This window comes from Acholeplasma laidlawii PG-8A (assembly GCF_000018785.1).
GTDB classification, from domain to species: domain Bacteria; phylum Bacillota_I; class Bacilli_A; order Acholeplasmatales; family Acholeplasmataceae; genus Acholeplasma; species Acholeplasma laidlawii.
Window position 1 is genome coordinate 628,686 of the sequence record NC_010163.1, and the last position, 26,412, is coordinate 655,097.

The window sequence follows — 26,412 nt, forward strand, 5'->3', positions numbered from 1 at the left end:
GATTGAATGAAAGGGAAAATGCTAGATCTGTATGAGCGTTGGGAAGAATCTGGACATCTAAATAGTAGATTAAAAGCCATATCTGAAATGATATCTAAAAGAGCAACTCAAAGACAAGTTGCTGAATACTTAGGGATCACAGAAAAAACACTCATTAAGTTAAGAAAAGCCCATCCTAAATTGAACAAAGCATTTCAATATGGGGATGAGGAGTTAAAAGAGAAGCTTGTCGATGCAATGTATCAACGGGCTGTTGGATTTGAATACGAAGAAACACAAACTGTGATTGAAGAGACTAAATCGGGTACTAAAAAACGTATCACAAAGTATAAGAAGCAGTCGCTTCCTGAAATCACAGCGATTAAATATTTACTCATTACAAAGTTCGGTATTGAGTATAACGAGAAAAAAGCAGAAATCGAACTGATGACCAAACGATTAGAAAAAGGTGAAGAGGTATGGATCAATGAATATCGTGATGAAGAAAGTATCAGCACTCCAAGAGTACGAAAACAATCCAAGAAACAATGATGCTGCAATTGAGGCTGTTGCTAAGAGTATAGAGGCGTTTGGATTTAAAGTTCCGATTGTGATCACTAAAGATCATGTCATTATTGCAGGACATACAAGACTCAAAGCAAGTCTTAAGCTTGGACTAGATGAACAGAAGAACAAATCAAAGCATTCAGACTTGCGGATAATAAAACAGCAGAACTTGCGACTTGGGATTTTGCAAAACTCGAAGAAGAACTAGCAAACATTGAAATGGATATGTCACTCTTTGGATTTGAGGAACTAGAAGCAAATGTACCAGATAGTGCTACCGATGATGACTTTGATCCAACAGATGATCTATCAGATGTTCCTTATTCTCAAAAAGGCGATATTTATATCTTGGGTAATCACCGAGTGATGTGTGGTGATTCTACAGAAAAAACTGATGTTAAGAAACTGATCCAAGATGATCGGATTGATCTAGTTTTTACAGATCCACCATACAATGTTGATTATGAAGGCACAGCTGGAAAAATAATGAACGATAAGATGGAAGATAATACCTTCTATCTTTTTCTTTATAAAGCCTTTGAGAATATGTTTGAGCATACGAAACCAGGTGGTGCTATTTATGTATGTCATGCAGACACTGAAGGACTCAACTTTAGAAATGCCTTCAAGAATGCTGGGTATAAACTCGCAGAGTGTCTCATTTGGGTAAAGAATGCACTAGTGTTAGGTAGACAAGATTATCACTGGCGACATGAACCTATTCTTTATGGTTGGAGAGAAGGTGCTGCTCATTACTTTGTGGATGACCGCACACAAGATACCATCTGGGAATATAACAAACCAAAACGAAATGAAGAACATCCAACAATGAAACCTTTAGAACTCGTCGGTAAAGCTATCGCTAATTCATCCAGAGTAAATGAGATAGTCTTAGATTTATTTGGTGGTTCTGGATCAACCATGATCGCATCTGATCAGCTTCAAAGAAGAGCAAGAATCATGGAACTGGATGAACGATTTGTGGATGTGATTGTAAAACGCTATTTAAAGTACAAAGTATCACTTGATGATTGTTATCTCATTCGAAATGGAAAAGAGATACCGCTTAGTCATATCAACGACTTTCAGATATTGTCACTATAGTGAGCAAATCTTGTCGAATTGACTTGCTATTTAATGCCTTTAGAGTGATATATAGTAGTAACCAAAAAAGGTTAGGAAAGAGGCAATAGCGATGAAAGTCAAATTTGAAACGAGAGCATTCAAAGAACAGATTATTCCACAGGATGATTTTGTAGTTGAGAAAGTTGTCGAGATATCACAAAGACAGTTTAATAAGTTCTTAGATGATATGCTTGGCGATTATGATTTCATAAAAGCTCACAAGGATTTAATGTACACAGACAGCAAAAACGTGTGGCACGCAATTTTAGTAACAACTAAAGCATTAGACTATGGAATCCTAGTACAAGCAGATGGTTCAAGTTATGCTAGATACTCCGCATTTATTAGAAAAAGTGAGATAGGAGGATTAGGTGATGGAAAAACAACAACTGCTTAAAGATTTGATTCAAGCGTTCAATAGTGGAAGCTTTGAATCAAGTGATGTTAAAGTTCAAATCAAAGCTGGATGGTATGATTGGTTTTGTAAAGACTCAAGCTTAAAGAATAAAACCAAACGCATGGGCAATATCATCAAGCAAATTAAACCAGGCGGCAAGGTTGATCTAGATAACAGTTATGTCTGGTTCAAAAACAATTGTCCACTTCAAGGTAGTCTTTATGATGATTTTAGAATTGCAGATTTAGAATCCGATGTCACATTGATTGTTGTTCAACTAAACTCACCATGGCATGACAAGACTTACACAGTCTATGAACGATTAACACACTATGAAAAAGTTGTGTTTTCAACGGACTCAGTTAAAGAACTTGTTAAGTGGTTAAACGAAGGGTGGGAAACGCATGTATAACTATTACAATAGACATCCTAAAGGTATCAAAACTGGTGACTGTGTGGTTAGAGCAATCTCAACAGCATTTGATAAAGACTACATGGAAACAAGAAGAGAACTCAATCAGAAAAAACGTGAATGGAGTTTCACCAGTTACAAGGATACAGAGTTTATCTATAAGTATTTAGAGAATCGTCCAAGATACATTTTTAAAGCGGTTAAGGGTGAACCAAGGATTAAGGGTACAGACTTTGCACAGCTACATCCAACAGGAACATTTATATTAAAGATGGCCGGACACTTGAGTGTCTGTAAAGATGGTGTCATTCTAGACATTTGGGATTGCACCTATAGAAGTGTTTATACAGCATGGAGAATTGACGAGGAAACAACATGAAAGTAAATTTTATAAGAAAACCAACACCAGAGGAACTTATCCCTCAAGACGAATTTATCGTCGAAAAGACCATAATTCTAGAAGGTGACGTATTTGAAGGATTCATCAGAGAACCATTAAACGATTATGATTTCATCAAAGAACATTTAGAATTGATGTATTGTGATAAGGAAGGCATATTTCACTGCTTGTTAGTCACGTCCGATAAACATGACTTTGGTATCCTGGTTGAAAGTGAAGGATATCATTACGCTAGGTATGCAGCATTCATACCACTTATTAAAACCAAAACAGAAAATTAAGGAAGCGAGTAAGCTTCCTTTTTAACTATTTAAAGCGAGGAAAACAAATGAAAATTATAACAAGTGAATCTGTCTTTAAAGGACACCCAGATAAAATATGTGACCAAATCAGTGATGCAATCTTAGATGCACATTTAGAGCAAGACAGAAATGCAAGAGTAGCAGTAGAAACAGCTATCAAAGATGATGTTGTTTTTATCTTTGGTGAGGTCACATCCAAAGCTTCAGTGAATTATAAAGAAGTCGCACTAACCACATTAAAAGAAATCGGATATGATGATCCATTCGATGTGATTGAAAAGATATCCAAACAGTCCGATGATATTGCACTTGGTGTAAATCATACGAACGATCATGAACAAGGTGCAGGTGATCAAGGCTTAATGTTTGGCTACGCTTGCAAAGAAACGCCAGAATTTATGCCTTTACCGATTGTGGTGGCACATGACATTGCAAGAAGCATTGACGAGCTTAGAAAGGCAAAGTATGGCCACGTGTTTGGTCCAGATGGTAAGTGTCAAGTTTCTGTAGTCTACGAGAATGATGAACCGATTGCTTATGAAACAATCGTAGTGTCTGCGCAAACAAAGCATGGCATTCAATTAGATTATGCTAAAGAGATAATTTTAAATGAAGTATTGAAACTACTGATAGGTGAAGACCTTTCACACATTCAAGTCTTAATCAATCCAACAGGTGCTTTTGTCGTTGGTGGACCATATGGAGATTCTGGATTAACTGGTAGAAAGATTATTGTTGATACCTATGGTGGTTATGCTAAACATGGCGGTGGCGCATTCTCTGGCAAGGATGTGAGCAAGGTAGACCGCAGTGCGGCTTACTATGCCAGATTCGTAGCAAAAGCCCTTGTAGCGGCAAATTTAGCGAACAGGTGCGAAGTTAGTGTGTCCTATTCCATCGGTGTAGCAAACCCTGTAAGTGTATCCGTTGATACCTTTGGAACAGGTGTTACTTCTGATGATGTTTTATTAAAGTTAATTAAAGAGAACTTCAACTTTACACCGTCAAGTATTATCAAAGAACTAAACCTGGACAAAGTGAAGTTTAAACCGTTAGCATCTTATGGACATATAGGTCGTGTTGATCTTGATGTTGCATGGGAAAAAGTAGATGCAAAAGCTAAACAATTAAGTGAATCTTATGAGCAAACCAAAAGAACTGCACAGGTTCTATAAGTCGAAGGCTTGGCTCGTTGCTCGTAATATCAAAACAAACGCCACACAGGGCAAGTGTGAGCGGTGTGGCGCGATTGGTGAAGAGGTTCACCATAAGATTAGGCTGACTGTAGATAATGTCAATGATACCAATATTAGTTTGAATCAAGATAACTTAGAGTTGTTATGTAGGGACTGTCACAATAAAGAGCATGGACGATTCAAGAAACAAGAAGTACTGTTTGATGTGTTTGGAAATTTTACTGGTTGAATGGTAAACAATCTTATAATGTGGTAAAATTATAAAAAAGTCGTTTCAAAAAAGGGGTTGTTTCTTTGTCATTAGATACTACATATTCAATCTTACCGAAAGATTTATCGGGTTCTAGAACTAAAAATAGATTTAGACAAGAGATGTTATGGGGAATTAGTAAAATATATGATCTTTATTTGGAGAACCCAGATGATTTTTTTGTTATATTTGACTATGTTTGTGATATTGAAGTTGGATTCAATGATACATTGCATTTTTATCAAGTAAAAACAAAAGATACTAGCAGTCCTTTTAGTATTTCGGATCTAATTAGAAAGAAGAGTGGTCATTCTTATTTATCCTTGCTTTTTTCATTGAAGGTAAACAATCAAATCAAGAGTATTAATGTAGTTTCTAATACAAAACTATCAATTAAAAATACCATACTTCAAAATTCTGAGATAATACCTTTTGAAAGTTTAGAAGATGATGAAAAGAAAAAAATTGAAGATCATCTTAAAGCAAAATCTATTCTAGTCACAGATCTAAAGGACTCATTCTTCATAAGGTCAGATTTTTGCATTAATAATCCCGATACATTATTAATAGGTAAGACTGTTGAGTTTTTAGAAAATGCAAAAGGTATTAAATTAAGTGAACCAAAACTGATATATAATTACATAAAGGGATTGGTAGACAGAAAAGCAAGTTATGAGTTGAACACTATTGATTTAAATGATACGATCGATAAAAAAGGAATAAAAAGAAGTGAAATTGATAACATATTGAATAATTTACTAGGCGCTGACAGATATAGAGAAAAGACTTTATCTAAAATAGAGGCACTAAATGGTGATTATAATTATGGAGAAGTATTGCTTTTAAAAACCGCATTGTCTAGAGTTTTTAAATATGGGATTACATCAAAAACAATAGAAGCACTAATTGTAGATATTAGTAATTGTATCAATGATAATGAAAGTACTATTCAGGATTTGAAATTATCTGAGATAGTCGAATATGTCTATAATTGTATTGAATGGGATATTATCAAGGATAAGTCAGAAAGAAAGTGCATAATACTATTGACATTAACAAAAATGGAAAGCGTGTAGGTGAAATAGATGAAAAACATGATTGTAAATAGCATTGCTATAATTAGTCCTAATAGTAAAACAGCAAAATATGCTGAATTTACTGCAGGAATTAATGTTGTCACATCTAACAAAAATATAAACGGTAATTATGTGGGTAAATCTAGTCTACTAAGAAGTATTTATCATACATTAGGAGCAGATGGTAAGTTTACAACAAGCTTATGGGAAAGAGAAGGCAAGTACACATACATACTAGATTTTTCAATCAATAATAGCAGATTTAGAATGTTAAGATTTGATAATCTATTCAAATTGTATGATGAAAACAATAGTTTATTATTTAAGGTTATAAATAGAACAGACCTAGCAATCGAACTTAACAAACTGTTTAACCAAGAAATTTATCTTAAAAATAAGAATAACGAATATTCTATTGCACATCCTGCATTTAATTATCTATTAAATTATATTGATCAAAAAGAAATCCGTGTGTCGGAATTTAGCACATTTAATGGTTTGAATGCATTTTCTGCCTTTTATTCTGATTTATTATACTCACATTTGGGTGTTAACAACAAGCAATTTAATGAGTTGAAAATTGAATCAGATGAATTAAATAGAAAAATCGGTGAAATAAATAAGAAGAACCTAATGTTCAATGAAATGCTAGCACAAATAGATAAGAATAAAGATTTGAATTCAAATTACTCTGAGATTGAAGTTTTAAAAAAAGAACTGCAAAAACACCAAGATGAATATACTAAACTCATTGGTGAAGCAAACAAGTTAAAAGAAAAATTACTTAAGACAAATGATTCTAAGATAGAGATTGAGTTTGCTATTAATGAATTACGAAAAATGATCAGTTCTGATGAGAAGGTATTAGATAAATCAATTAAGGAACACACATGTCCTATCTGCAATTCAGAGCTAAGAGATGATAGTCATGCATATATTCATAAAGCAGTTGATGTTGATGGTGCAAAATTTCAATTACTTGATGCTGAAAGAGAATTAGGTAAACTTAGTAGAGAAATCATTTTAACTAACAGTAAGTATGAAGACAATCTTGCGGAACTGAAAAGAATTGAAGCAAGAGTTTTTGAGGGTAATAAGGGTTTGGAAGATACAATAAAATCTTATGGAATGAAAAAGATTAAGGCAAATATATTTGAAGAAATATCAAACAATGAAGTATCCAAAAATACATTTATTGAAGACAGAAAAAAGATTACAAAGCTACTCAGATCGCTTGATGAGAGAAAAAAGGAAGTTAACAAAAAATATTTGACTAATTTCTATGATATTTATCAAAAATATTCGCTTGGTGGGTTTGATTTATCTTCAATAGATAGTGTTGAAACAAAGATCAAAGTTGATGGAACGAGAGTTAATATTACTCAGGTTGCTTGGTTATGTTCATTGTTGAAGACCAAATACGAATTTAATCCGGATAGTTTAATTTACCCTTTAGTATTTGACAATCCTAATAATGCTGATTTTGATGAGGATAATGAAAGAAAAATATTTAATTTGATATTTGATAACTTACCGGAAAATGGGCAAATAATTACATCGTTAGTTGGATTTGATCAAAACCTGTATAATTCATATGAAATTAAGAAAAAAATAATGTTGGTTAATCCTGAAAATTCACTATTAAATAATGATGATTTTGAATCGTGTTTAGATAGATATAGTTCAATTTTATAGTCCCCCCCATTACCTTGCATTATGAAGTGTAAGGGTACCGCATGGGTGGGCAATTAAAAAACATCAGCCCAAAATTTTGAAAATCGGAAATTAAATTTGAAAAAAGAGGTTATACAATGGACGAATTGAGAAAAATATTTAATAGTAACAGATTACCAGCCTTTTTTGTAGGTGCTGGTATGTCAAAAAGGTATCTCAAAAATATGCCTTCATGGGATGAATTATTAATATCTGTTTCAGATTATATTGGAATAAGTAAAACACAATATTATGGAATGAAACAACTTATAAATGAAGACAATATGCAAATGCCTAAGTTAGCCTCATTATTAGAAAATAAGATAAGAGATAAAGTCATAGACGGTACTTTTAACATTGATGAAGCTTTGTCAGATAAACTAAAAACTGAGATACCAAATAATGTTTCATTTCTAAAACTATTGATTGCTGAAAGACTTACCAAACTAGAAATCAAAGAAGATGAAAAAACTCAAAAAGAAATAAAGTCATTGAAGAAATCAATTAAAAAAATCAATAATATATTTACTACGAACTTCGATATGTTCTTTGAAAAATACGTATTGGATGACGATGATATGACTGTTTTTGATTCACAAGAGTCTTTGTACTTTACTAATTCATTTGGAATATCTGAAATGTATAAAATTCATGGTTCTATCCGCAATCCTAAATCAATGGTTATTAACGAAAAAGACTATATAAATTATCTCGAAGATATGAATCTTTTTGTATCAAAACTTTATAATTCGCTTATCGAAAGGCCAATCATTTTTCTAGGATATGGATTAAATGACTCTAACATTTTAAAAATTTTAGAAGGATTTATTAAACACTTTAATTTAGATGATTGAAAAAGGTAGCAAACAACCTAATTTTTATGAATATTTTGGCTGGGGAAGAAAATCTACTTTTTGGCGAAGCTACATTTCAAGTTGGCAACAAGCAGATTACAATGAAAAAAATCAAAACAGATAATTATTCAAAAATATTCGATTATATAAGTTCTGTTAAAGAAGCGATAAGTGCTAGAGAGATCAAAAGATATAAAGACATTGTGTACGATATCATAGCAAATCATGAAAAAAACGGTGAAAAAGTATTTGTTGTGAACGCACTGGATATTAACAAGATTGATTCTAACAAAATGGTTCTAGGTATACACCCCAAATATGACGAGACTTTGCCTACTAGAGGATTAGTTGGTTTGGATACCGTAACCTTTATAGAACATGCTTTATATAATAATAGTACTATTAAATTTGAAGATATAGCAGGAGTTTGGGCAGAGAAAAGATTGAGTAAAACTCATTATTTTCCAACCTATTATATAAAAAATAATGTAACAAATGGATTTAATTTTGGCGCTAAATATATTGCTAATTATGATGCGATGGAAAAAAGATATATTGAATTAAAGAAAAAAGCTGGGAATCTGAGCCAAGAGAAGATAACTCAATATGAACAAGACTACAATGATTCAGTACTTAAACCTACAAAAGATAAAAAAGATGTTCTTTTTCATAATTCTCTTTTGCTTCTGATTATAAAAAAAGTTTCTAAAGATGATTTCAGAGATTTTCTAAAAGAAATGTATAAAAAGAATAAAGAGTACATTAATAATTCTGGTTTTAAGCAATGTATCTGTTACTTGGATAGATGATAAAAAAATTCGAGGATATTAAGAAATGGATGTATTATTACCTAAAAAAGTTTATAAGTATCGCAAATTTGTAGAAAATGACATTAATGCTCTAGAAAACCTTGAATTATGGGGTGCTACTGCATCAGCAATGGCAGACGAACATGATTGTGGTGTAGTGGCAAATCTAGATTTAATAACTGAATTTTTGAAAGGTAAAATGAAATCTGAATTCATTAATACAGTCTGCGAAAATTTACTTAAACGCTTCAATGATTATTTCAGATCATCAAGATACATAATTTCCCTTTGCGATGATCACAGTGTAGATACTATGTGGAATCAATATTCTGACAATCATAGTGGATTTGTCATCGAATATGACACGAATGATATTATCTTTTTAACTAATAAAATACTTGATAAAATATATAATGAATTGGAATTTTCAAATAATATAAAGAATCATGAAGCTGTTAAAGAGTTATTGCGAAAGTATGATACTGGTTTTTATAAAGTTAAATACACGAATGAACCCTTTGATATTACCAAAGAATTATTATCTGAGTTGGAAATCATGCATAAAGAAAGAGTATCTAATGAATATACAGTGGTAGATTATAATGATAAACATTTTTTTCATCAAGAAAAACTCATAAAAAATATAGTAACGACAAAAAAACTAGAACTATCATATGAAAACGAATGGCGAGTTGTGGTGCCATCACTTTTTAAAAATATGACGGTTAAAGCAATGCCTTTATTGAGAGTTAAACCATCAAAAATTATTGTAGGTTCATTTGTTTCACCTCAAAATAGGGAAAGAATAAATGATATAGCAAAAAAACTATGCATTAAAATAGATTTTAGATAATTTGAAGAAATACATAGCAGGATAATTATGGAAAAAACAAAAATAAACATTGAATATTTGCGACTTAAGTCGCTTTTTTCATCTGTCGATGAAACCAAAACAGAACTAGTTGATAGTTTGATACAACAAGCAGCTTTTATGAAGGTTGAACTTGGAATACTTCAAAATCAAATCAGAATACATGGAGCTGTTCAAGTTTCAAGTAAAGGTGCACAGCGTCAAACTGAAGCTGCAAAGTATTACACTAAGTTAGTTAATTCATATGGAACTGTAATAAAAACACTCAACTCAATAATGGGTAAAAATATAATCGATGAAGATGATGAATTTGACAAGTTTATAGGTAGAATGTCTGAATGAATTACTTAATTAAATATTATGACGAGATTCAAAAAGGAAATATCATTGTTGGTAAAGAATTACTAACAGTTCTAGAAACGCTAATTCAAGATATGGATAATCATAGATATACGTTTGATGAAAAGCCAGGAAATATTCGAATTGAGTTTATCGAAACATTTTGTAAGCATACGAAAAGTCCATTTAATGGTGAACCATTCATTTTAGAACTATGGGAAAAAGCAATTCTACAAGCTGCTTATGGATTCAAAATTGCTGATACCAATCTCAGGAGGTTTAATGAAGTAATTCTACTTATTGCTAGAAAGAATGGTAAGACTACATTCATTGCAGGTATTGATTTAGCAGAGTTTTTCTTATCTAAGGGTGGTGTTGATATTGTATGTGCTTCAAACACATCGGAGCAGGCTAATATATTGTTTGATGAAATCAACAACATGAGAGAAGGTTCAAAAGCATTATCAAATGAAAAAAGAAGTAAAAAGAATATTTTTCATATTTATTCACCAAAGTCAAAAAACAAGATAAAGAAACTATCCGCACAATCACGAAACAAAGATGGTTACAACATTGAAGTTGGTTGTATCGATGAAGTACATGAAATGACTGATTCTAAGGTTTATGATGCGATCAAGCAAAGTCAATCGACCAAAGAAGAACCACTTATTTTTATCATTACAACTGAAGGTAATACAGTGGGTGGTTTCTTAGATAGCAAACTTGATTATGTTAGAAAGATGATCAAAGGGGAGATTAACGATGAACGTGTGCTTCCTTGGTTATACACTCAAGATTCAATTAATGAAATCTATGAAGATAAGAGCACATGGCAGAAAAGTAATCCAAGTTTAGGTACTGTAAAAACATATTCATATCTTGAAGACTTAATGAATAAATCCAGACATGACTTAGCAACACGAGTTACGATGCTTTGTAAAGACTTCAACATTAAGCAATTAGAACAAGGATCATGGTTAACTTATAATGATCTAAATAACGAATCAACCTATGATATCAATGAGTTAAGAAACAGTTATGCTATAGGCGGTGTTGACTTGTCATCAACAACAGACCTTACGGTTGCACTCTTACTTCTAATTAAAAATGGAAAGAAGTATGTTATCCCACAGTTCTTTATGCCAAGTGAAGTTATAAAGCGCAGAAAGGAAGAGGATAACGTTCCCTATGACATTTGGGTTCAACGAGGTTTAATCACTGTTACAGAAGGTAATCAAAATGACTTCACACTTGTTACACAGTGGTTTCTAATGATGATTAGGACATATGAGATTAGACCTCTATGGGTAGGTTATGATCCGTGGAATAGTCAGTACTGGACTAAAGAAATGGAAGACTTAGGGTTTGAAATGGAAAAGGTCAGACAAGGAATATACTCTTTATCAGAACCTATGAAACAACTTGAAGCGGATCTTAAAAATGGTAATGTAATCTATAATAATAATCCAATCATGAAATGGAACTTGTCTAATACTCAAGCAAAGATTGATATCAATGGAAATATTCAGCCATCAAAACTTGGAAGCAAGTATAAAAGAATTGATGGAGCTGTAGCACTTATTATTGCTTATGCAGTGCTTAATAGATATAAGTTAGAATATGAAAATATGTTATAATTTTATAGGGTGATTTAATGAGCAAAGTATTTGATGATGTAGTCAAGTTGAAAGTCTATGAAAAAAACATTAATCAATATGATTCTATTATCGATAACTTTTTATCGAGGTATTTTATTTGTGAAACATATGCAAAAGAGTTACAGAAGAATGAACTTTATAGTAATAACAAAGCGGAGTTAATGAAACAATTCAAAAAGGAAATAGGACAATTATTGACATCAGAATCTTTAGAAAAAAGATTAGATACATTAGATATGTCAAAGTTCAAAATCTTTAATGAAAGAAAAAATGACATCAATGTAGGAACATTGAAAAGAATTATTCCAAACGAGAAGTTTAATGAAGATGATTTAAACTTGATATTTTACTCTACAGCAATTAAGAATGCAAATAATGATAATATTAAGACTGCTAGAGTATTAAGAAATGAAATTGTACATAGCCTTAGTGAATCAGCGATGAATGAAGTGAAATCTAGGAACACTGAATTGCTTAAAATCATGACCAGTTTCATTGAATTATTCAGGAGTAATAGTTAAAAAGAGGTGATATAGTTGGGTATTTTTAATAGAAAGAAAAAACAAGGCTCAGCAGAGTCATTTAAGTTTGTAAATGAAATCAATCTACCACTTACTAATTTTGGTACTAACATCTCAAAATCTGATGTTGTGAAGATTGCGATTGATAGGATAGCAAGTCAGTGTGCAAAATTAAAACCACGATACATAAAGAAATCAAACGATAAGACAGTTACAGAGAAATCTGGCAAACTGTCTTTTATTTTAAAGCACCAACCAAATGAGGTCATGACACCTTATCAGTTTATCTATATGGTGATTACGACATTGTTAATGAACGACAATGCATTTATCTATCCAATGTTTGATAGTTCAACTGGTGAAATCAAAGCTCTTTATCCACTAAAACCATCCATCGTTGAACCAATTATTGATTCTTGTGGTAGTTATTACTTGAAGTTTAGTTTTGATAGTCAAGAATCCTTTACGATTCCATACGAGAACATTATTCACATCAAAAGATTCTATCACACGAATCAGATCTTCGGTGGTTCAAGTTCAAAAGGTGACCAAGAAGCACTCTTGAAAACAATCCAAATTAATGAGAATGTACTTCAAGGTATTGATAACGCACTTAAGAACTCCATGCAGATTAAAGGACTACTCAAAATGAGTGCTATGCTAAGTGAAACAGATAAAAAGAAACAACTTGATTCATTTAATGAAATACTTAAAGAGTCCATTAGGAATAAGGGTAGTTCTATTATTCCGGTAGATTTGAAAGGTGATTATGTGCCTTTAACAACAGACCCAAAGTTAATCGATAAGGATACCTTAGAGTTCCTACAATCAAAAATCCTAGATTACTTTGGTGTATCAGTTCCAATCTTTCATTCCAAATATACAGAAGATGAATTCAACTCATTTTATGAACAAACCATCGAGCCTTTAGCCATTCAAATGTCTGAGGCTTTTTCTTTAGGCTTGCTTACTCAAAATGAAATCATGCGAGGTGAGGAGATTATCTTTTATAGTGAAAGACTTCAATACGCATCATGGAACACAAAGGTTACAGCGATTGAAAAACTGATGGGGTTAGGCATCATGTCACTTAATGAATCAAGAGGGTTGTTAGGACTTGAACCAGTAGAAAATGGTGATAGAAGATTACAGTCACTCAATTATGTCGATGCTACTAAAGCAAACGAATATCAAGTAGGGAAGGATGATTTTAATGAAGGTAACAATTAATGGTAAGGTTTCAAAAGATGTATTAAATACAGTCTTAGAAGAACAGAAAGAAAAGATTAATACGATAGAAATATTTTGTAAGACACACAAGATTAATGAGTTTTCATACAAGGACAATGAACTTGAATACGAGTATGGAAAGCAACAAGCTAAACCTAAGGAGGTTGAAAAGCGATGAAGAAAGAAACCAGAATAGCGGAAGTCAAGTTAGAAGAAACTGATGACAAGATGATCTTAGAAGGTTATGCGATCGTTTATGATGAACCGACTTTGATTGGTGACGAATCATATGGATTCATTGAAAGCATTAGCAGAAGTGCAATCACTGATGCTGCAATTAAAGATGTACCAATGAAGTATAACCACATGGATTCATTCTTAATCATTGCACGAACTAAAAATGGCTCACTTACTTTAACAAGTGATGATGTTGGATTAAAGGTAAGAGCGGAATTACTCGACACACAAAGTAATCAAGATATTTTTAAGATGGTCAAATCTGGCTTATTGGATAAGATGAGCTTTGCATTTGTAGTTAGTGAACAGGAATGGGATCGTAGTGGTAACATTCCAAAAAGAAATATTAGAAAGATTGAACGTTTGTATGATGTTTCAATCGTTGACACACCTGCTTATGATAAGACTTCGATTTATGCTCGTTCTTTAGAAGCTATGGACTTAGAGCTAAAGACTATGGATTTAGCAGAGAAAAATAAGAAGACTGAACTTATAAGAAAAAAACTAAATTTGAAAATAAAAATAGGAGAATAGAAGCATGAATTTAGAAAAACGAAGTAATGAAATTAAAGCACGCATCACTGAAATCAAAGGTTTGATTGGTGCTGAAGTAACACTTGAAGTGTTAGAACAACTAGAAGCTGAAGTTGATGAACTGAATAAAGAAAAAGACACGATTGAAAGAAAACTTGCGATTCAAAACAAGACAAAAATCAATCCAGTCGTTATTGAAAGATCTAATCAAGTGGATAAAGATCAATTAGAAACTCGTGGTAAGAATTTAAGAGAAAGCAGAGTCATTCAAGTTTCAAGTGAAGAGATTCTATTACCAGAACACATTGCTGATGGCATTGCACCACATCCATTCGCACAAGTATCTGCGTTAGTGGATAAGGTAAAGGTTGTCAATCTAAACGGTGGGGAAACCTACAAGAAATCATTTGTCAAAGGTAGTGGCATCGCTGGTTTAACTGGAGAAGGTGAACCTTATTCAGAAACAGAACCAGAGTATGGTTATCTAACCATTACTAAAGTTAAAGTGACAGCTTACACAGAAATCACAGAAGAGTTAGAAAAACTACCTAACTTACCATATCAAGCTGAAGTATTAAAGAACATTAATCTTTCACTTAAAAAGAAGATTAGTGAACAAATCCTAAGAGGACCAGGTACTTCTAATACATTCACAGGTATTTTTAGTGATAAAGCAATCGCTCTATCTGACACAACTGATTTAGAAATCACATCGATTACCGATTCTACATTAGATGACATCATCTTTGCTTATGGTGGTGATGAAGAAGTCGAAGGTGCCGCATACCTAATCCTTAACAAGAATGACCTAAGAGCATTCGCAGGATTACGTACTGCAGAAGGTAGAAAAGTACACACGATTGACTATATTAACAACACGATTGATGGTATTCCATACATCATCAATTCTCATTGTAAAGCTATTTCGGATACAAATACTTCAGCTGGAGAATATGGTCTTGCATATGGATCCTTACTCAACTATGAAGTACCTGTTTTCTCACCAGTTGAGATCAGTAAGTCTAATGATTACAAATTCAAAGATGGCATCATTTGCTACAAGGCTTCCGTATTCACAGGCGGTAACGTTGTAGGGTATAAAGGTTTCTTAAGAGTTAAAAAGAAAGCCTAAGCATCAATAGAATAGAGGTTAGAATATGGGACTACTTGAAACAGTAAAAAAATCATTGCTGATTCCAATCAGCGAGACCTATGCTGATGATGAATTAAATAATCACATCAGTGCATGTAAAAACTTACTCGTATCTACCGGGATTACGTCAGTTGTTGTAGAGAACCATCCATTAGCCCATTCGCTAGTGGTTATTTACTGCAAGACCTTCTTTGGGTTTAAAGCAGATGGTTCAGTTAAAGATCTACCGAAGAGTTTTGACATGCTGTTAAATCAATTAGCATTATCAAGTGGTGAGTATCATGTTTCCGAGTAGTCCAAATATTCGACTGACTTTACTGAAGATCAAATTAAGTAAAGATGAGATCGGCAATCAAGGTTATGGTTTCATATCCAAAAAAGAAGTCATTGGTATATCTAAGTCAGTAACTTCTAAAGAATACTATGAAAGCAAGAAAAATGAATATAAAGTAGACATGGCACTAAAGATTCAAAGCTTCTTATATGATGGAAGTAAGTACGCGATCATTGATGATTTGATTTATCAGATTGAGCGAACCTATCTACAAGGACAATTTTTAGAACTCTACTTGATGGAAACAAAAATAAAGGTAAGTGATATTTATGGCTACGTTGAATGACTTTGTCGATGAAATTAATCATGAAATATCAGAATATGCTGAGTCAGTTAAAAAAGAACTTGAACAGAAACTTGATGAAACTGCAACTTTGATATTAGAGTATGTTATTGCAAACACACCTAGAAGTGGTAGAAAAGGTGCGATGGCTGATGAATTCATAAAGACTGATATCGGCGAAGGTCACACTAAAACAATCGTTATCCATGCCAAAGAAAAAGGTAGACTCGTTCATTTGATTGAATTTGGATTCCAACATAAGAGTGGAAAGTATGTCGCAGCAAGACCATTCATGAGACCAGCATTTGATTATTTTACACCTAAAATGATTGAGGATATTAGGAGGATTATAAGTGGGAACTAAAGAAAGATTAACATACGTTTATGGACTCCTAAATCAAGTGTTACCAGGTCATGTGCATTATGCGCTTTATGTAACTGATAACGCTGAACCACCTTTTATCGTTTACCAAGAACTAAGTAAGAATCCAAAGATCTATGCAGATGATTCATACTTGGTAAAACAAGTCACGATTCAAATAACGCTTGTGACCAAAACAAAAGATACAACGATTGAATCTAGTTTAGAAGAAGTATTACAAAATGCGGGTATTGATTTTAGAATGATTAGCGAATATTCAGTGATTGATACCGGCATTTATCGAGTTTATGAAATAAAGATGGAGGAAATTAAAAATGAGCAATAAAGTAACATTTGGACTTAAGAACGTTCATTATGCAATTGTAACAGCAACGGAAGATGATACATGGGAATTTGGTACACCTAAAAAGTTACACGGAGCACAAGAGCTCAGTGCAGAAGTCATCGCAGGTAAAACGGATGTTTATGCAGATGATAAAATTGTTGCAACGCTAGCATCAAGTAGTGGATCTAATATCACCTTAAAGTTAACTGAACTTGATGATGATTTCAAAGTAGATATCTTAGGGTTTGCAAGAGATTCTAACGGTAACTTAGTAGAGATAGTCAACCATAGAACTAAAACATTCGCACTGGGATATGAGATTCAAGGCGATGTGAAATCAAGACGTATTTGGTATTTCTTGTGTACAGCTAGTCCTGTAAGTGATGCAACAAAAACAAAAGCTGAATCAATTGAACCGAATGCGGTAAGCATTACGATTACAGCAAGACCGATTGAAGTTGGGAATGTTTCAGTGATTAGAACGATTGCAAAATTTGGTGACACAAATTATCAACAGTTCTTTGCACAAGTTCCAACACTACCTGTTATAGGTGTTTAGTATGGAAAAAACAATTAATCTAAGAGGTGAGGATCTTAAACTAAGGTCTTCACTTTTTACTATTATCTCTTATCGTAGTGTATTTGGTACTGAGTTATTTAGCGACATTAAAAAGCTAGAGAACCTTAATAAGAATGAATCAGATGCAGCATTAGTCATTGATATTCTTTTTAGAATTATCTATATTTTGCATAAGCCTTACACAAAAAAGAGCTACGATGAGTTCTTGATGGATTTTGATTTTAGTGTTTTATCCGATGTGAAGGAGCTTGAGAACATTTCAAATACAATCACCATAATGCTTGGTGGTAATGAAGGTAAAGAAGACCCAAAGTAGAAATACAAGATGAGCAAAATACAACTGCTAATATCATTTACAATCTTGCTCATCTTGGCATCTCAATTAAGGATACAGAGTACTTCGATATTGATGTATATGCAATGCTAATTGAACTAGAAGTTAAAACACTCTCCAATGAACCACAAACAAAAAGAGCAACACAAAGAGACATAGATTTATTCTTATTATAAAGGTAGGTGAGTATGATGGCAGAGACTATTAAAGGTATTAACATTAAATTGAGTCTTGATGGTAAGGATCTTGATAATGAATTAAAAGAGATAAATAAAGAGCTCAAAGAACAACAAAAAGACCTACGTGCCATTAATACAAACCTGAAGTATGACAGCTCAAATGTTGAACTTTGGCGCAAGAAACAAAGCCAGTTGAATGAAATGCTCGAGACAACTAAAAAACGCCTAGATACGCAAAATAAAGCATTAGAAAAGGCTAAGCAGGGTCTCAAACTTGGTACCACATCAGACGCTGAATTTAGAAAAGTTCAACGTAATGTTTCATATAGTGAATCTGAAGTAAAAAGACTTAACAATGAATTAGACAAAACAAAATCTAAAATAAAAGATTTAGGTAATGCAAAGTTTGACAATATCGCAAAGGTTGGTAGCACATTAACTAAAAGTTTGACAGTTCCAATTCTAGGAGCAGTTACTGCTTTAGGTGCACTTGCTAAAAAAGGTGCTGATACTGCAGATGCATTAAATGACACTGCACAAAAAATCGGAATGTCGATAGAAGCATTACAAGAGTGGAATCATGTAGCAACTATTGCTGGAACAGAAACAGGGAGCTTAGAGCGTGCCTTTGTTAAGGTTAACTCAATACTTGCGGATATTGCATTAGGTGATGTGAAAGGTTTTGCTGGGGTGTTTCATGCACTTGGTATTTCAATGGAAGACCTAGAAGGCAAAGATACGAGTGAAGCTTTTGAGATTATGAGAGATGCTTTATCAAAAGTTGAGGATCAATCACTCAAGACAGCACTTGCTAATCATTTATTTGGTGATAAGTTAGGTTCTGAGTTACTTCCAATGCTAAATATGGAATCAAAAGCTATTAATGAATTAAGACAACAAGCAAGAGAACTTGGCATCATTACAAGTGAACAAGCTGAAACAACAGGTGCTTTTAATGACTCGCTTGATAGACTAAAAGTATCAACAACAGCACTATCAGTAGAACTTGCAGTGGCACTTGTACCTGCCATGCAAAATGTAGTTGAAGCAATCACAAATAAAATCCTACCTGCAGTGAGTGATATGATTTCATGGTGGACTAACCTAAGTACTGGAACACAACAGCTGATAGGTTTCTTGGTTGGACTTGTGGCTGCAGTAGGACCTGTCTTAAGTATCATTGGCAAAGTAGTCCCAATCATTAAAACTGTTTCAATAGCCTTAAAAGGTGTAGGTGCAGCTGGAACGATTGCAGGTATTGGTATTAATGCTGCAACACTAGGTATTGGTGCTTTGATTGCTATTGTGGTCATAGCATTGATGCGTAGTGAGAAGTTCAAAGAGTTGTTAGAAAAGTTAATGGAGACTTTTATGAGACTCCTAGAACCTATTATGAAGATTGTTGAAGTTTTAATGGATGCATTAATGCCTATCGTTGATATAGTCATCAATATTTTCATGAAGCTAATTGATATATTAGTGCCTTTAATCGACTTGATTTTAGCACCCATGATTAAGCAACTTGAATTTCTAGGTGATATTTTTGAAATGATCTCACCTCTGATCGAAATTGTAGGTAATGTTTTACAAGCCATCTTAGTACCAGCATTTAAAGCGTTAGAATTCATATTAAATCCAATACTCAAGATATTAGAAACAATCATTAACTTCTTTAAACAAATCTTTGATTTTGCAGGTAATGTTGGTGATGTGGTTGGTGGTGCATTAGGTGGTATTGGCGATACGATTGGTAATGTTGTCGGTGGTATTGGTAATTTTATAGGTGATGTTGCTGGTAAAGTAGGTAATTTTGTAGGTGGTGTTGCAGATAAAGTAACAGGTATCGCTTCAAATGTTGTAGATACTGTATCAAGTTTTGCCGGTGGTGCAGTTAAAGGTGTAACCAGTGTTGCAAACAATATCGTTGATGGCGTTTCAAACTTTGCAAATAACACCAAAGAAAAAGTAGGTAGCATTTTTGGTAAGGTTGGTGGCTGGTTTAGTGATACATTTAATTTGAAAAAGACTTCTAACACAAATAACCAAACGTCTAATAAGAGTACAACTAATAATGCAATCACAATCAACACAACATCGTCTACCTTCGATATTGATTCAATAAATAGAGCGTTAGGTGGTAAGTTTATATGACAAGAAGATTTTACTTAGAAAATGAACATGGCCAACAATTCCATTTTAAGTATCATAGTGGTGTCTTATTATCTAACGTCCAAGGATTAGGTTTTCAATTCGACATGAGCTATTTAAAGTATGGGCATATCCACAAAACTGTAAAAAGTGAAAAACCTTTGTCAGAAATGAGTGGGGTGCTTAACTTCATGGATGGGTATTATGGTTATCAAAGATTTATTGATTACTTAAATCAAGGCAGAGATAATCTCAGATTATACTATGTATCAAATGATATGAAGTATGTTCATGTCGATGTCGTTTCACTAAGTAAAGCAGAAATTAAATCTGGCTTATTAAGTTGTGAAATTACGATGAACAAAAAGAGTTATTGGGTTAAAGAGAGACAAATCATCATTGATATAACAGAAGTCTTAGATGGTAAGGTTTACCCTTATCCATACGCTTATACATATCAAATCACACAGGAAGGACGAACCACAATTGATATTAATGGTTCATTTAATGCAAATGTAATCATTGAAATGATAGGTTCAGTAGATCATCCTGAAATTAATGTGATCCAAAATGGTGTATTGGTATCAAGCCTACGACTAAACTTAGTTGAAGAAAATGTGATAATCCAAATATCATCAGTAGCTGATAATAAGTATTTGAAAATGATTAAGGATGACATTGAAACAGATATCTACGCATACCAGGACTTTGAAAAAGATAATTTTATCGAGTTAAAATCAGGTAGAAACACCTTAGAATTTAAGTCTGGTGTAATGTCAGATACTTTATGTAAAGTTCATATTTTCGAATACCATCTAGGGTGATTGTTATGGACTTGATTATATTAGATCACTTGAATTTTACTTATAAAGATCATGCCTATATTGGTGATGATTTTGAAATTATACATGACATCGTTATTACTCAAAAATCACATTTCAAGATTAACAAGAGCAAGTTGAATGTTACAGTTGGTGATTATGTTTATGTGAAAGAAGATAATGGATACTTTGGAATTGTAGAAAACATCGAAGATGAGAAAACGCATCTTGTTGTTGCTAGTGTTGACTTTAAAGAGTTATTTAAAGTTGAAGTATTAGTCGAAAGTTTCAACGGAAATATAGCAGCATACATAGAAGAAATCATAAGAAAAACATATCTTCAAAACAGTGATACCAAGCAAAACTTAAACTACCTAAGCATTAGTGTGGAAACATCGAAGCTGGGTAGTTTTGTTTTTGATGCTGATAAAGTCATGAGTATTTATGAATTATTGGAATTAGCAAACCGGATGTATGGTGTGTATATCAAACATGAAGTGATATTTAATGCGGGTAGTTTTAGTGGTATTTTAATCAGAATTGTTAATGTAACAAGAGGATTGAAGATTAAAGCTGATAACCTCATCTTAGAGGATTTAATTATTAACGATTCTAGTAAAGAAAGCACAAATAAAGCAATATATTATCCAAAGACAAGTAACTTATTCTTTAAGGATGTTGTTATTTATTATCTATTAACGGATGGCACCATAACAAAAGACAATACAAGTCCTTTAAGGTATCCGAAAGTCATATCAAAAGTTGAAACTTACTCAGATAATGATTTTCTAGATTTAGATACAAAAGTGCGCTCAGTTCTTAGCGTTGATAAAACAGATCACCAAATTAGTTTTATGATCCAAAAAAAGAATCACTCATTAGATGTCTTAAGAACGTTAGATATTGGTGATTTTGTGGAGTTTATCTATAAAGGCAAACGTTATGATTCATTAGTTACTGGAATCAAATATTCAAATACATTCGAAGTAGCAACTATCACACTCGGTGAGTATCGTTTGAAACTCACTGAGAAAATTCAAATATTAAGCAAGAACGTCAATAGTAAGGTCGGAAATATCACAGTCAATAATAGTGGTTATTCTGATTTAGATGGAGGAGAGTTTTAATGGGAATACAAAAAATAACGTTTGATGGGTCAAGCGTCACATCAAAACATGATGCAGATTTAAATGACTTTATATTTTCAGTTGGTACTGGCGTGCTTTTAGGCAGTAGAGGTAGCGTATTTTATACGCTTGCCAATAACACCATTACATTTGAGGATGGATATGTCATGGTTCAAGGTAGGTTAATCTATATTGAAAATAATACGCAAGTCACTGTTACACCAAACGCTAATCGCTTAGGGTATGTGGTTCTAAATGTGGATTTAACTAATAACGAAGTTTCAATTTACACGAAAGAGCAAGCATCAACTTATCCAAATCTCGTCCAGAATGATTTAAGTAGCGGTCAAGGTCAATATGAATTTGCACTATGTGCATACACTAAGACAACAACATCGGTCGCTTTAAACAATACATTTAATAGACAAACTTTATTGAATGCTGATAGTCTTGTCTATAATCTTGAGCAGAAAATCAGGAATCAAACGACACCAAATGTTCACACTCCAACATATATTTCTCAAGGTGTTTATAGGATAAGTAATTATTATTCAAATGATTTATTGCGTGCATTCATCATGATTGTATTAAGTAATGGAACAATTGTGAACATACCAGGACCTTTGATTTTTGAAGTGTTAGGATCCAGTACTTCAGTTGGTTATACATATAATGGCGTGACTTACACGATGTTTATTTCATATCAGAATGGCAATACAACATTTACATGTGGCTCAACAGCTCACGTAATTAATCGAGTCATCATATATCGTTTCTGAGGAGGAACTTAAAATGGCAGTTATACAAATTAAAAGAAGAACATCCACCGGTACAGGACCAATTGTAGGTACTGCAGGTACGATTAAAGCCGGTGAACCATTAATTGACTTAAATGGCACGAATTTATATATCTCAAAAGCAGATAAAACGGGATCAAGTGCCAATCCATTAACAACCAATGACTATATCGAGTTTGCAAGTAAAGCTAATGCGGAAGCAACAATGGATGCAAAGATTACAGCACTTGGACTTGGAACAGCATCTAAAAAGAATACAGGTACAACAAATGGAACAGTACCGTTAATTGGTGCAGATGGAAAACTTCCAACATCGATTATTCCGGCTGTGAGTCCTGTGACAAGTGTTAACTCTAAGACAGGTGCAGTTGTCATTACTTTAGCTGAGCTTGGTGGTGTTGCGGCAAGTACTTATAGTGCCCATGAATCAAGTAACTTACACTTAACAGATGATCAACGTACAAAGATTGCTAATGTGAGAAATGTTAGTTTGATGCAAGGTGTAGGAGCTAAATTCGATACGACAAAGGCATCATTCGATGCTTCAGTTCTTGATAATGGATTAGTACTACATAGTATTCAAGACACAAACTATAATCCAGTAAAAACATTCTATTATATCGGTATTGATAAAACAAAAGTACTAACGCCAACATCTATTATTGATGGTGGAACGTACTAATGGCAATCATCAGAGTTAAAAGAGGCACATCGGTTCCAACCACAAGCCATTTGACTCAAGTTGGTGAGATGGGCTTTGATACTTTAAATAATGAGCTATATATTAGAGGAAATAGTAGTGTCATTAAGGTTGGTGGTGGTTTTACACTTTTATATGAAGGAACGGGATTTATACCATCAACCATTACATCCAATAATATAACACTGAATAGAACTATAAATTTGTATGATAAAATACTAACTTTTGAAGTTAGAGTTGTCACAAGTTCTGATACTTATGAAACGCATATTGTTTATGGTCGAATGGGGACCAATTCAACGACAACAGCAAGTGCAACTTATGACAGACTATACTCATGGACAACATTCGATGGCCAGTACTTTAAAACACACTCTTTCAAGGCTTATGTTTCAAGTATTGCATCAAATACAATGACAGTTGGGTATGTTAAGCATTTGATTGGTAACTTTAGTGGTACATCGATTGCATGGACAACAAATACGACAACTACCATCTATTTAGAGCGCATTTGGCTGGTTAATTAATATGGCTTATACCTTAACTATTCACAGTATTAGTCCAACAACAGCTGCAAATACTGGAAACATTGGATTAAGTATCAATTTTACTTTATCAGGCAGTGGCGTTTCACTTCCTGGTTTTTCTTTAAGTTTGTATGACGCACTTTCTGGTGGATCCTATATTAAGTCACTTTATTATGATGATATTAACGACTTACAAAGTGGCATGGCTTATAGCGTTTCATTTTCAGGAGTTAGTCCGGGAACTTACTATGTTGAAATATTTTATAAGGCACCAGGAACGACAAGAAGAGCAATTACAATCACAGGTTCATCCAGTGCAACTGAACTCATTACACTAAATGGAAGTAAAGTAACAGCAAGCTCACTAAATGGGAGTCAAATAACAAATGAAACAGTTAATGGAGTCAAAGTGTTTGGCTCTTAATATAAGGAGGAATTAAAAATGGCAATAATTAAAAACTTACAATCAAGGGTTGGTGTTGATGTTAGTTATCACCGTATCATTGGCATCAATATCAACTACCGTAATCGAAAGATTTTACTTTGTGTAGCATCTTACATTTCAAAGGATAAAAGGTTTGATAATTGTGAACCCTTAGAAGTAGTAGATATTGAAGTGCCCGAAGTTGATTTTGATTTATTCATCAACGAGGATCCAAGAGGTATTGCTTACCTATGGTTAAAAGAAAATGTTGAGGGTTTTGAACAATCGATAGATGATTTAGATGTTGAGGGGGATGTATGATGCCTAGAAAGTTTAGTGATAGCAAGTTAACTGAAATCGTAGTTAATATGTTTGCTATGAATGAAGTCATGTTTATTTATTATTGCGGTTCAGATAACTACAAGACAAAACAAAAGAAGTCCGATACTGACTTGACCGTTGTATTAAATAACTTCAATGGAATTATTCATGCTTCAATTGAAGGTGTTGATATATTCGCTTATGGTTATGAGAACTTTTTACAAAGACAGTCTATGAATGATACGTTGCCGCTATATAATCTAATTCATGCTGATGATGTGATCAATATGACTGAGAATCTAATCTATGTTAATCCAAGTTATCAAACAGAATACAACAGTATCATAGCTTTAAAGTTTGAAGATGTTTTACCTCAATACTTGGATGCAGTCATTGAGTATTTTAATCAACTGGTCAATGTTGAAAAAGTCATAGTTAAAAGAAGTTATCACATTATAAGAATTAGAGGTATTTTAGAGAAATACTTAGAAACTGGAAAATATGATGTGAACCTAAATGAGGTATGGTTAAACAAAGTATTTGAACATAAGAAAAACTGGGATAAGGACTTAAACACACCTGACCACTTAAACCAGTTAAAAACATATCTTGATGAAATAATTACAATTAGAGAAGGTTTGAGAAAGTGAAAGTTAAATACTTGATATTAACAATTGTAGGATCTTTAGGTTCCTTAGCCTCATACCTATTTGGAGGATTTGATAAATTGTTAATTGCACTCATAATCTTCATGATTATTGATTTTCTATCTGGTTTAATCTTAGCAATCGTATTTAAAAAGAGTAGCAAAACAAAGAGCGGCAGAGTGAGTAGTGAAGCAGGTATTAAAGGACTGGCCAAGAAAATATTCATTCTCTTTTTAGTTGCTTTAGCTGAACAACTAGACATTGTTTTAGGTACTAATCTTGTAAGGGATGGAGCCGTTATTGCTTTCATATCTATGGAAGGTGTAAGTATCTTAGAAAATTCAACCCTTGCAGGATTACCAGTTCCAAGAATGATTAAAAACGCACTTGAAGTGCTAAGTAAAGGTGAGGATAAGAAAGATGAATAATACAGAATTAATTACCACAATTATCAGTGTGATACTTTCACTCGTATCTATCGGATTAGGTTACTGGTCAAAAAGAAACTCTAAAGCAAAAGTATACTATGAAACTTTTATCAAAGTTGAAGAACAAATCAAGAAGCTCTGTATTGATGCAGAAAAGAATTACACTAAAGGCGATCAAAAGAAGAAATACGTGATCTCAAGTATAAATCAGTTTCTGACTGATCAGAAGATCGCAATTGATCTCGATACTATAGAAGGCATTATTGAATCAATTATCGATGTTTCTAACCAAATTAATAAGTCAAATAAATTGTAATTTGACAGCCTAATTAAGCCGTTAAATATTGACTAAAACACATAATTTTGATAAAATAAACATGTAGCATAACATGTCGGTAACCACTCCGATTGTTATGCTACTCTTTTTGTTTT

At 33.1% G+C, this 26,412-nt stretch carries 38 protein-coding genes; all 38 read left to right on the top strand.

Annotated features, from left to right (window positions below; genetic code table 11):
* Window positions 1-6: 6 nt before the first annotated feature.
* The 38 genes from ACL_RS02960 (at window position 7) to ACL_RS03140 (ending at window position 26,296) form a co-directional block, all read left to right on the top strand.
* The gene (locus ACL_RS02960; protein ID WP_012242541.1) at window positions 7-531 is read left to right on the top strand and encodes a hypothetical protein; all 525 of its coding nucleotides are present in this window, start codon (window positions 7-9) and stop codon (window positions 529-531) included.
* Window positions 479-754: a ParB N-terminal domain-containing protein gene (locus ACL_RS07485; protein WP_012242542.1), complete on the top strand. Its 276-nt coding sequence runs from the start codon at window positions 479-481 to the stop codon at window positions 752-754. Before ACL_RS02960 ends, ACL_RS07485 begins: the two co-directional genes overlap by 53 nt.
* Window positions 755-765: 11 nt before the next feature.
* Entirely contained in the window at window positions 766-1,650 is an 885-nt protein-coding gene (locus ACL_RS02965) for a DNA-methyltransferase (RefSeq protein ID WP_202943276.1), read from the top strand.
* A 91-nt stretch (window positions 1,651-1,741) separates the two neighbouring features.
* Window positions 1,742-2,068 (top strand): DUF6329 domain-containing protein, encoded by a 327-nt coding sequence (locus tag ACL_RS02970; protein WP_012242544.1) that lies wholly within the window; start codon window positions 1,742-1,744, stop codon window positions 2,066-2,068.
* Entirely contained in the window at window positions 2,046-2,480 is a 435-nt protein-coding gene (locus ACL_RS07220; RefSeq protein ID WP_012242545.1) for a hypothetical protein, read from the top strand. The genes ACL_RS02970 and ACL_RS07220 overlap by 23 nt, the downstream gene beginning before the upstream one ends.
* Window positions 2,473-2,859, top strand: coding sequence for a hypothetical protein (locus ACL_RS02980; RefSeq protein WP_012242546.1), 387 nt, complete (start codon window positions 2,473-2,475; stop codon window positions 2,857-2,859). Before ACL_RS07220 ends, ACL_RS02980 begins: the two co-directional genes overlap by 8 nt.
* Window positions 2,856-3,161 carry a DUF6329 domain-containing protein gene (locus ACL_RS02985; protein WP_012242547.1) on the top strand — a complete coding sequence of 102 codons (306 nt, stop codon included), beginning with the start codon at window positions 2,856-2,858 and terminating at the stop codon, window positions 3,159-3,161. Before ACL_RS02980 ends, ACL_RS02985 begins: the two co-directional genes overlap by 4 nt.
* Window positions 3,162-3,208: 47 nt before the next feature.
* Window positions 3,209-4,357, top strand: a complete 1,149-nt coding sequence (gene metK / locus ACL_RS02990) for a methionine adenosyltransferase (protein ID WP_012242548.1) — start codon at window positions 3,209-3,211, stop codon at window positions 4,355-4,357.
* Entirely contained in the window at window positions 4,323-4,607 is a 285-nt protein-coding gene (locus tag ACL_RS02995) for an HNH endonuclease (RefSeq protein ID WP_012242549.1), read from the top strand. The genes metK and ACL_RS02995 overlap by 35 nt, the downstream gene beginning before the upstream one ends.
* A gap of 65 nt (window positions 4,608-4,672) precedes the next feature.
* Window positions 4,673-5,704 (top strand): dsDNA nuclease domain-containing protein, encoded by a 1,032-nt coding sequence (locus ACL_RS03000; RefSeq protein WP_041633907.1) that lies wholly within the window; start codon window positions 4,673-4,675, stop codon window positions 5,702-5,704.
* A gap of 9 nt (window positions 5,705-5,713) precedes the next feature.
* Window positions 5,714-7,399: a coiled-coil domain-containing protein gene (locus tag ACL_RS03005; RefSeq protein ID WP_012242551.1), complete on the top strand. Its 1,686-nt coding sequence runs from the start codon at window positions 5,714-5,716 to the stop codon at window positions 7,397-7,399.
* A gap of 116 nt (window positions 7,400-7,515) precedes the next feature.
* Window positions 7,516-8,271 (top strand): SIR2 family protein, encoded by a 756-nt coding sequence (locus tag ACL_RS03010; protein ID WP_012242552.1) that lies wholly within the window; start codon window positions 7,516-7,518, stop codon window positions 8,269-8,271.
* A gap of 26 nt (window positions 8,272-8,297) precedes the next feature.
* Window positions 8,298-9,080 carry a hypothetical protein gene (locus ACL_RS03015; RefSeq protein WP_012242553.1) on the top strand — a complete coding sequence of 261 codons (783 nt, stop codon included), beginning with the start codon at window positions 8,298-8,300 and terminating at the stop codon, window positions 9,078-9,080.
* Window positions 9,081-9,105: 25 nt separating this feature from the next.
* On the top strand, window positions 9,106-9,933 hold the full coding sequence (locus tag ACL_RS03020) for a DUF2971 domain-containing protein (protein WP_012242554.1): 828 nt from the start codon (window positions 9,106-9,108) through the stop codon (window positions 9,931-9,933).
* 27 nt (window positions 9,934-9,960) lie between these two features.
* Window positions 9,961-10,293 carry a hypothetical protein gene (locus tag ACL_RS03025; protein WP_012242555.1) on the top strand — a complete coding sequence of 111 codons (333 nt, stop codon included), beginning with the start codon at window positions 9,961-9,963 and terminating at the stop codon, window positions 10,291-10,293.
* Window positions 10,290-11,927 carry a terminase large subunit gene (locus tag ACL_RS03030; protein WP_012242556.1) on the top strand — a complete coding sequence of 546 codons (1,638 nt, stop codon included), beginning with the start codon at window positions 10,290-10,292 and terminating at the stop codon, window positions 11,925-11,927. The genes ACL_RS03025 and ACL_RS03030 overlap by 4 nt, the downstream gene beginning before the upstream one ends.
* Window positions 11,928-11,944: 17 nt before the next feature.
* Complete coding sequence (locus tag ACL_RS03035; RefSeq protein WP_012242557.1) at window positions 11,945-12,469, top strand: hypothetical protein; 525 nt, start codon at window positions 11,945-11,947, stop codon at window positions 12,467-12,469.
* A gap of 15 nt (window positions 12,470-12,484) precedes the next feature.
* A complete protein-coding gene (locus ACL_RS03040; protein ID WP_012242558.1) occupies window positions 12,485-13,699 on the top strand; it encodes a phage portal protein in 1,215 nt (404 codons plus the stop codon).
* Complete coding sequence (locus ACL_RS03045; protein WP_041633917.1) at window positions 13,683-13,877, top strand: hypothetical protein; 195 nt, start codon at window positions 13,683-13,685, stop codon at window positions 13,875-13,877. The genes ACL_RS03040 and ACL_RS03045 overlap by 17 nt, the downstream gene beginning before the upstream one ends.
* Window positions 13,874-14,470: an HK97 family phage prohead protease gene (locus ACL_RS03050; RefSeq protein WP_012242559.1), complete on the top strand. Its 597-nt coding sequence runs from the start codon at window positions 13,874-13,876 to the stop codon at window positions 14,468-14,470. The genes ACL_RS03045 and ACL_RS03050 overlap by 4 nt, the downstream gene beginning before the upstream one ends.
* 4 nt (window positions 14,471-14,474) lie before the next feature.
* Window positions 14,475-15,602 carry a phage major capsid protein gene (locus tag ACL_RS03055; protein ID WP_012242560.1) on the top strand — a complete coding sequence of 376 codons (1,128 nt, stop codon included), beginning with the start codon at window positions 14,475-14,477 and terminating at the stop codon, window positions 15,600-15,602.
* Between the two features lie 25 nt (window positions 15,603-15,627).
* Complete coding sequence (locus tag ACL_RS03060) at window positions 15,628-15,918, top strand: phage head-tail connector protein (protein WP_012242561.1); 291 nt, start codon at window positions 15,628-15,630, stop codon at window positions 15,916-15,918.
* The gene (locus ACL_RS03065) at window positions 15,905-16,243 is read left to right on the top strand and encodes a hypothetical protein (RefSeq protein WP_012242562.1); all 339 of its coding nucleotides are present in this window, start codon (window positions 15,905-15,907) and stop codon (window positions 16,241-16,243) included. The genes ACL_RS03060 and ACL_RS03065 overlap by 14 nt, the downstream gene beginning before the upstream one ends.
* A complete protein-coding gene (locus ACL_RS07225; protein WP_012242563.1) occupies window positions 16,227-16,604 on the top strand; it encodes an HK97 gp10 family phage protein in 378 nt (125 codons plus the stop codon). Before ACL_RS03065 ends, ACL_RS07225 begins: the two co-directional genes overlap by 17 nt.
* Window positions 16,594-16,947: a hypothetical protein gene (locus ACL_RS03075; protein ID WP_012242564.1), complete on the top strand. Its 354-nt coding sequence runs from the start codon at window positions 16,594-16,596 to the stop codon at window positions 16,945-16,947. Before ACL_RS07225 ends, ACL_RS03075 begins: the two co-directional genes overlap by 11 nt.
* The gene (locus ACL_RS03080; protein ID WP_012242565.1) at window positions 16,937-17,506 is read left to right on the top strand and encodes a major tail protein; all 570 of its coding nucleotides are present in this window, start codon (window positions 16,937-16,939) and stop codon (window positions 17,504-17,506) included. The genes ACL_RS03075 and ACL_RS03080 overlap by 11 nt, the downstream gene beginning before the upstream one ends.
* Window position 17,507: 1 nt before the next feature.
* Complete coding sequence (locus tag ACL_RS03085; protein ID WP_012242566.1) at window positions 17,508-17,843, top strand: hypothetical protein; 336 nt, start codon at window positions 17,508-17,510, stop codon at window positions 17,841-17,843.
* A gap of 206 nt (window positions 17,844-18,049) precedes the next feature.
* Entirely contained in the window at window positions 18,050-20,191 is a 2,142-nt protein-coding gene (locus ACL_RS03090) for a phage tail tape measure protein (RefSeq protein WP_143215669.1), read from the top strand.
* The gene (locus tag ACL_RS03095; RefSeq protein WP_012242568.1) at window positions 20,188-21,012 is read left to right on the top strand and encodes a phage distal tail protein domain-containing protein; all 825 of its coding nucleotides are present in this window, start codon (window positions 20,188-20,190) and stop codon (window positions 21,010-21,012) included. The genes ACL_RS03090 and ACL_RS03095 overlap by 4 nt, the downstream gene beginning before the upstream one ends.
* Window positions 21,013-21,017: 5 nt before the next feature.
* Window positions 21,018-22,136, top strand: coding sequence for a hypothetical protein (locus tag ACL_RS03100; protein WP_012242569.1), 1,119 nt, complete (start codon window positions 21,018-21,020; stop codon window positions 22,134-22,136).
* Entirely contained in the window at window positions 22,136-22,915 is a 780-nt protein-coding gene (locus ACL_RS03105; protein ID WP_012242570.1) for a hypothetical protein, read from the top strand. The genes ACL_RS03100 and ACL_RS03105 overlap by 1 nt, the downstream gene beginning before the upstream one ends.
* 13 nt (window positions 22,916-22,928) lie before the next feature.
* Window positions 22,929-23,615: a hypothetical protein gene (locus ACL_RS03110; RefSeq protein ID WP_012242571.1), complete on the top strand. Its 687-nt coding sequence runs from the start codon at window positions 22,929-22,931 to the stop codon at window positions 23,613-23,615.
* Window positions 23,615-24,160, top strand: a complete 546-nt coding sequence (locus ACL_RS03115) for a hypothetical protein (protein ID WP_012242572.1) — start codon at window positions 23,615-23,617, stop codon at window positions 24,158-24,160. Before ACL_RS03110 ends, ACL_RS03115 begins: the two co-directional genes overlap by 1 nt.
* Window position 24,161: 1 nt before the next feature.
* Window positions 24,162-24,584 carry a hypothetical protein gene (locus ACL_RS03120; RefSeq protein ID WP_012242573.1) on the top strand — a complete coding sequence of 141 codons (423 nt, stop codon included), beginning with the start codon at window positions 24,162-24,164 and terminating at the stop codon, window positions 24,582-24,584.
* Between the two features lie 18 nt (window positions 24,585-24,602).
* Window positions 24,603-24,905 (top strand): hypothetical protein, encoded by a 303-nt coding sequence (locus tag ACL_RS03125; RefSeq protein ID WP_012242574.1) that lies wholly within the window; start codon window positions 24,603-24,605, stop codon window positions 24,903-24,905.
* A complete protein-coding gene (locus tag ACL_RS03130) occupies window positions 24,902-25,555 on the top strand; it encodes a hypothetical protein (protein ID WP_012242575.1) in 654 nt (217 codons plus the stop codon). The genes ACL_RS03125 and ACL_RS03130 overlap by 4 nt, the downstream gene beginning before the upstream one ends.
* Window positions 25,552-25,980 (top strand): phage holin family protein, encoded by a 429-nt coding sequence (locus ACL_RS03135; protein ID WP_012242576.1) that lies wholly within the window; start codon window positions 25,552-25,554, stop codon window positions 25,978-25,980. The genes ACL_RS03130 and ACL_RS03135 overlap by 4 nt, the downstream gene beginning before the upstream one ends.
* Window positions 25,973-26,296 (top strand): phage holin, LLH family, encoded by a 324-nt coding sequence (locus tag ACL_RS03140; RefSeq protein WP_012242577.1) that lies wholly within the window; start codon window positions 25,973-25,975, stop codon window positions 26,294-26,296. The genes ACL_RS03135 and ACL_RS03140 overlap by 8 nt, the downstream gene beginning before the upstream one ends.
* Window positions 26,297-26,412: the final 116 nt, after the last annotated feature.

Bases quoted from the DNA above. Each gene is read 5' to 3' on its own strand.
- ACL_RS03125 (WP_012242574.1), top strand. From the start codon at position 24,603: ATGGCAATAATTAAAAACTTACAATCAAGGGTTGGTGTTGATGTTAGT.
- ACL_RS07225 (WP_012242563.1), top strand. From the start codon at position 16,227: ATGGCTACGTTGAATGACTTTGTCGATGAAATTAATCATGAAATATCA.
- ACL_RS03025 (WP_012242555.1), top strand. From the start codon at position 9,961: ATGGAAAAAACAAAAATAAACATTGAATATTTGCGACTTAAGTCGCTT.
- ACL_RS03020 (WP_012242554.1), top strand. From the start codon at position 9,106: ATGGATGTATTATTACCTAAAAAAGTTTATAAGTATCGCAAATTTGTA.
- ACL_RS03035 (WP_012242557.1), top strand. From the start codon at position 11,945: ATGAGCAAAGTATTTGATGATGTAGTCAAGTTGAAAGTCTATGAAAAA.
- ACL_RS03090 (WP_143215669.1), top strand. From the start codon at position 18,050: ATGATGGCAGAGACTATTAAAGGTATTAACATTAAATTGAGTCTTGAT.
- ACL_RS07220 (WP_012242545.1), top strand. From the start codon at position 2,046: ATGGAAAAACAACAACTGCTTAAAGATTTGATTCAAGCGTTCAATAGT.
- ACL_RS03045 (WP_041633917.1), top strand. From the start codon at position 13,683: ATGAAGGTAACAATTAATGGTAAGGTTTCAAAAGATGTATTAAATACA.
- ACL_RS02960 (WP_012242541.1), top strand. From the start codon at position 7: ATGAAAGGGAAAATGCTAGATCTGTATGAGCGTTGGGAAGAATCTGGA.
- ACL_RS03095 (WP_012242568.1), top strand. From the start codon at position 20,188: ATGACAAGAAGATTTTACTTAGAAAATGAACATGGCCAACAATTCCAT.
- ACL_RS07485 (WP_012242542.1), top strand. From the start codon at position 479: ATGAAGAAAGTATCAGCACTCCAAGAGTACGAAAACAATCCAAGAAAC.
- ACL_RS03130 (WP_012242575.1), top strand. From the start codon at position 24,902: ATGATGCCTAGAAAGTTTAGTGATAGCAAGTTAACTGAAATCGTAGTT.
- ACL_RS03015 (WP_012242553.1), top strand. From the start codon at position 8,298: ATGAATATTTTGGCTGGGGAAGAAAATCTACTTTTTGGCGAAGCTACA.
- ACL_RS03140 (WP_012242577.1), top strand. From the start codon at position 25,973: ATGAATAATACAGAATTAATTACCACAATTATCAGTGTGATACTTTCA.
- ACL_RS03050 (WP_012242559.1), top strand. From the start codon at position 13,874: ATGAAGAAAGAAACCAGAATAGCGGAAGTCAAGTTAGAAGAAACTGAT.
- ACL_RS03085 (WP_012242566.1), top strand. From the start codon at position 17,508: ATGGAAAAAACAATTAATCTAAGAGGTGAGGATCTTAAACTAAGGTCT.
- ACL_RS02980 (WP_012242546.1), top strand. From the start codon at position 2,473: ATGTATAACTATTACAATAGACATCCTAAAGGTATCAAAACTGGTGAC.
- ACL_RS02985 (WP_012242547.1), top strand. From the start codon at position 2,856: ATGAAAGTAAATTTTATAAGAAAACCAACACCAGAGGAACTTATCCCT.
- ACL_RS03120 (WP_012242573.1), top strand. From the start codon at position 24,162: ATGGCTTATACCTTAACTATTCACAGTATTAGTCCAACAACAGCTGCA.
- ACL_RS03010 (WP_012242552.1), top strand. From the start codon at position 7,516: ATGGACGAATTGAGAAAAATATTTAATAGTAACAGATTACCAGCCTTT.
- ACL_RS02995 (WP_012242549.1), top strand. From the start codon at position 4,323: ATGAGCAAACCAAAAGAACTGCACAGGTTCTATAAGTCGAAGGCTTGG.
- ACL_RS03115 (WP_012242572.1), top strand. From the start codon at position 23,615: ATGGCAATCATCAGAGTTAAAAGAGGCACATCGGTTCCAACCACAAGC.
- ACL_RS03055 (WP_012242560.1), top strand. From the start codon at position 14,475: ATGAATTTAGAAAAACGAAGTAATGAAATTAAAGCACGCATCACTGAA.
- ACL_RS03080 (WP_012242565.1), top strand. From the start codon at position 16,937: ATGAGCAATAAAGTAACATTTGGACTTAAGAACGTTCATTATGCAATT.
- ACL_RS03005 (WP_012242551.1), top strand. From the start codon at position 5,714: ATGAAAAACATGATTGTAAATAGCATTGCTATAATTAGTCCTAATAGT.
- ACL_RS03065 (WP_012242562.1), top strand. From the start codon at position 15,905: ATGTTTCCGAGTAGTCCAAATATTCGACTGACTTTACTGAAGATCAAA.
- ACL_RS03105 (WP_012242570.1), top strand. From the start codon at position 22,136: ATGGGAATACAAAAAATAACGTTTGATGGGTCAAGCGTCACATCAAAA.
- ACL_RS03060 (WP_012242561.1), top strand. From the start codon at position 15,628: ATGGGACTACTTGAAACAGTAAAAAAATCATTGCTGATTCCAATCAGC.
- ACL_RS02965 (WP_202943276.1), top strand. From the start codon at position 766: ATGGATATGTCACTCTTTGGATTTGAGGAACTAGAAGCAAATGTACCA.
- ACL_RS03030 (WP_012242556.1), top strand. From the start codon at position 10,290: ATGAATTACTTAATTAAATATTATGACGAGATTCAAAAAGGAAATATC.
- ACL_RS03110 (WP_012242571.1), top strand. From the start codon at position 22,929: ATGGCAGTTATACAAATTAAAAGAAGAACATCCACCGGTACAGGACCA.
- metK (WP_012242548.1), top strand. From the start codon at position 3,209: ATGAAAATTATAACAAGTGAATCTGTCTTTAAAGGACACCCAGATAAA.
- ACL_RS02970 (WP_012242544.1), top strand. From the start codon at position 1,742: ATGAAAGTCAAATTTGAAACGAGAGCATTCAAAGAACAGATTATTCCA.
- ACL_RS03100 (WP_012242569.1), top strand. From the start codon at position 21,018: ATGGACTTGATTATATTAGATCACTTGAATTTTACTTATAAAGATCAT.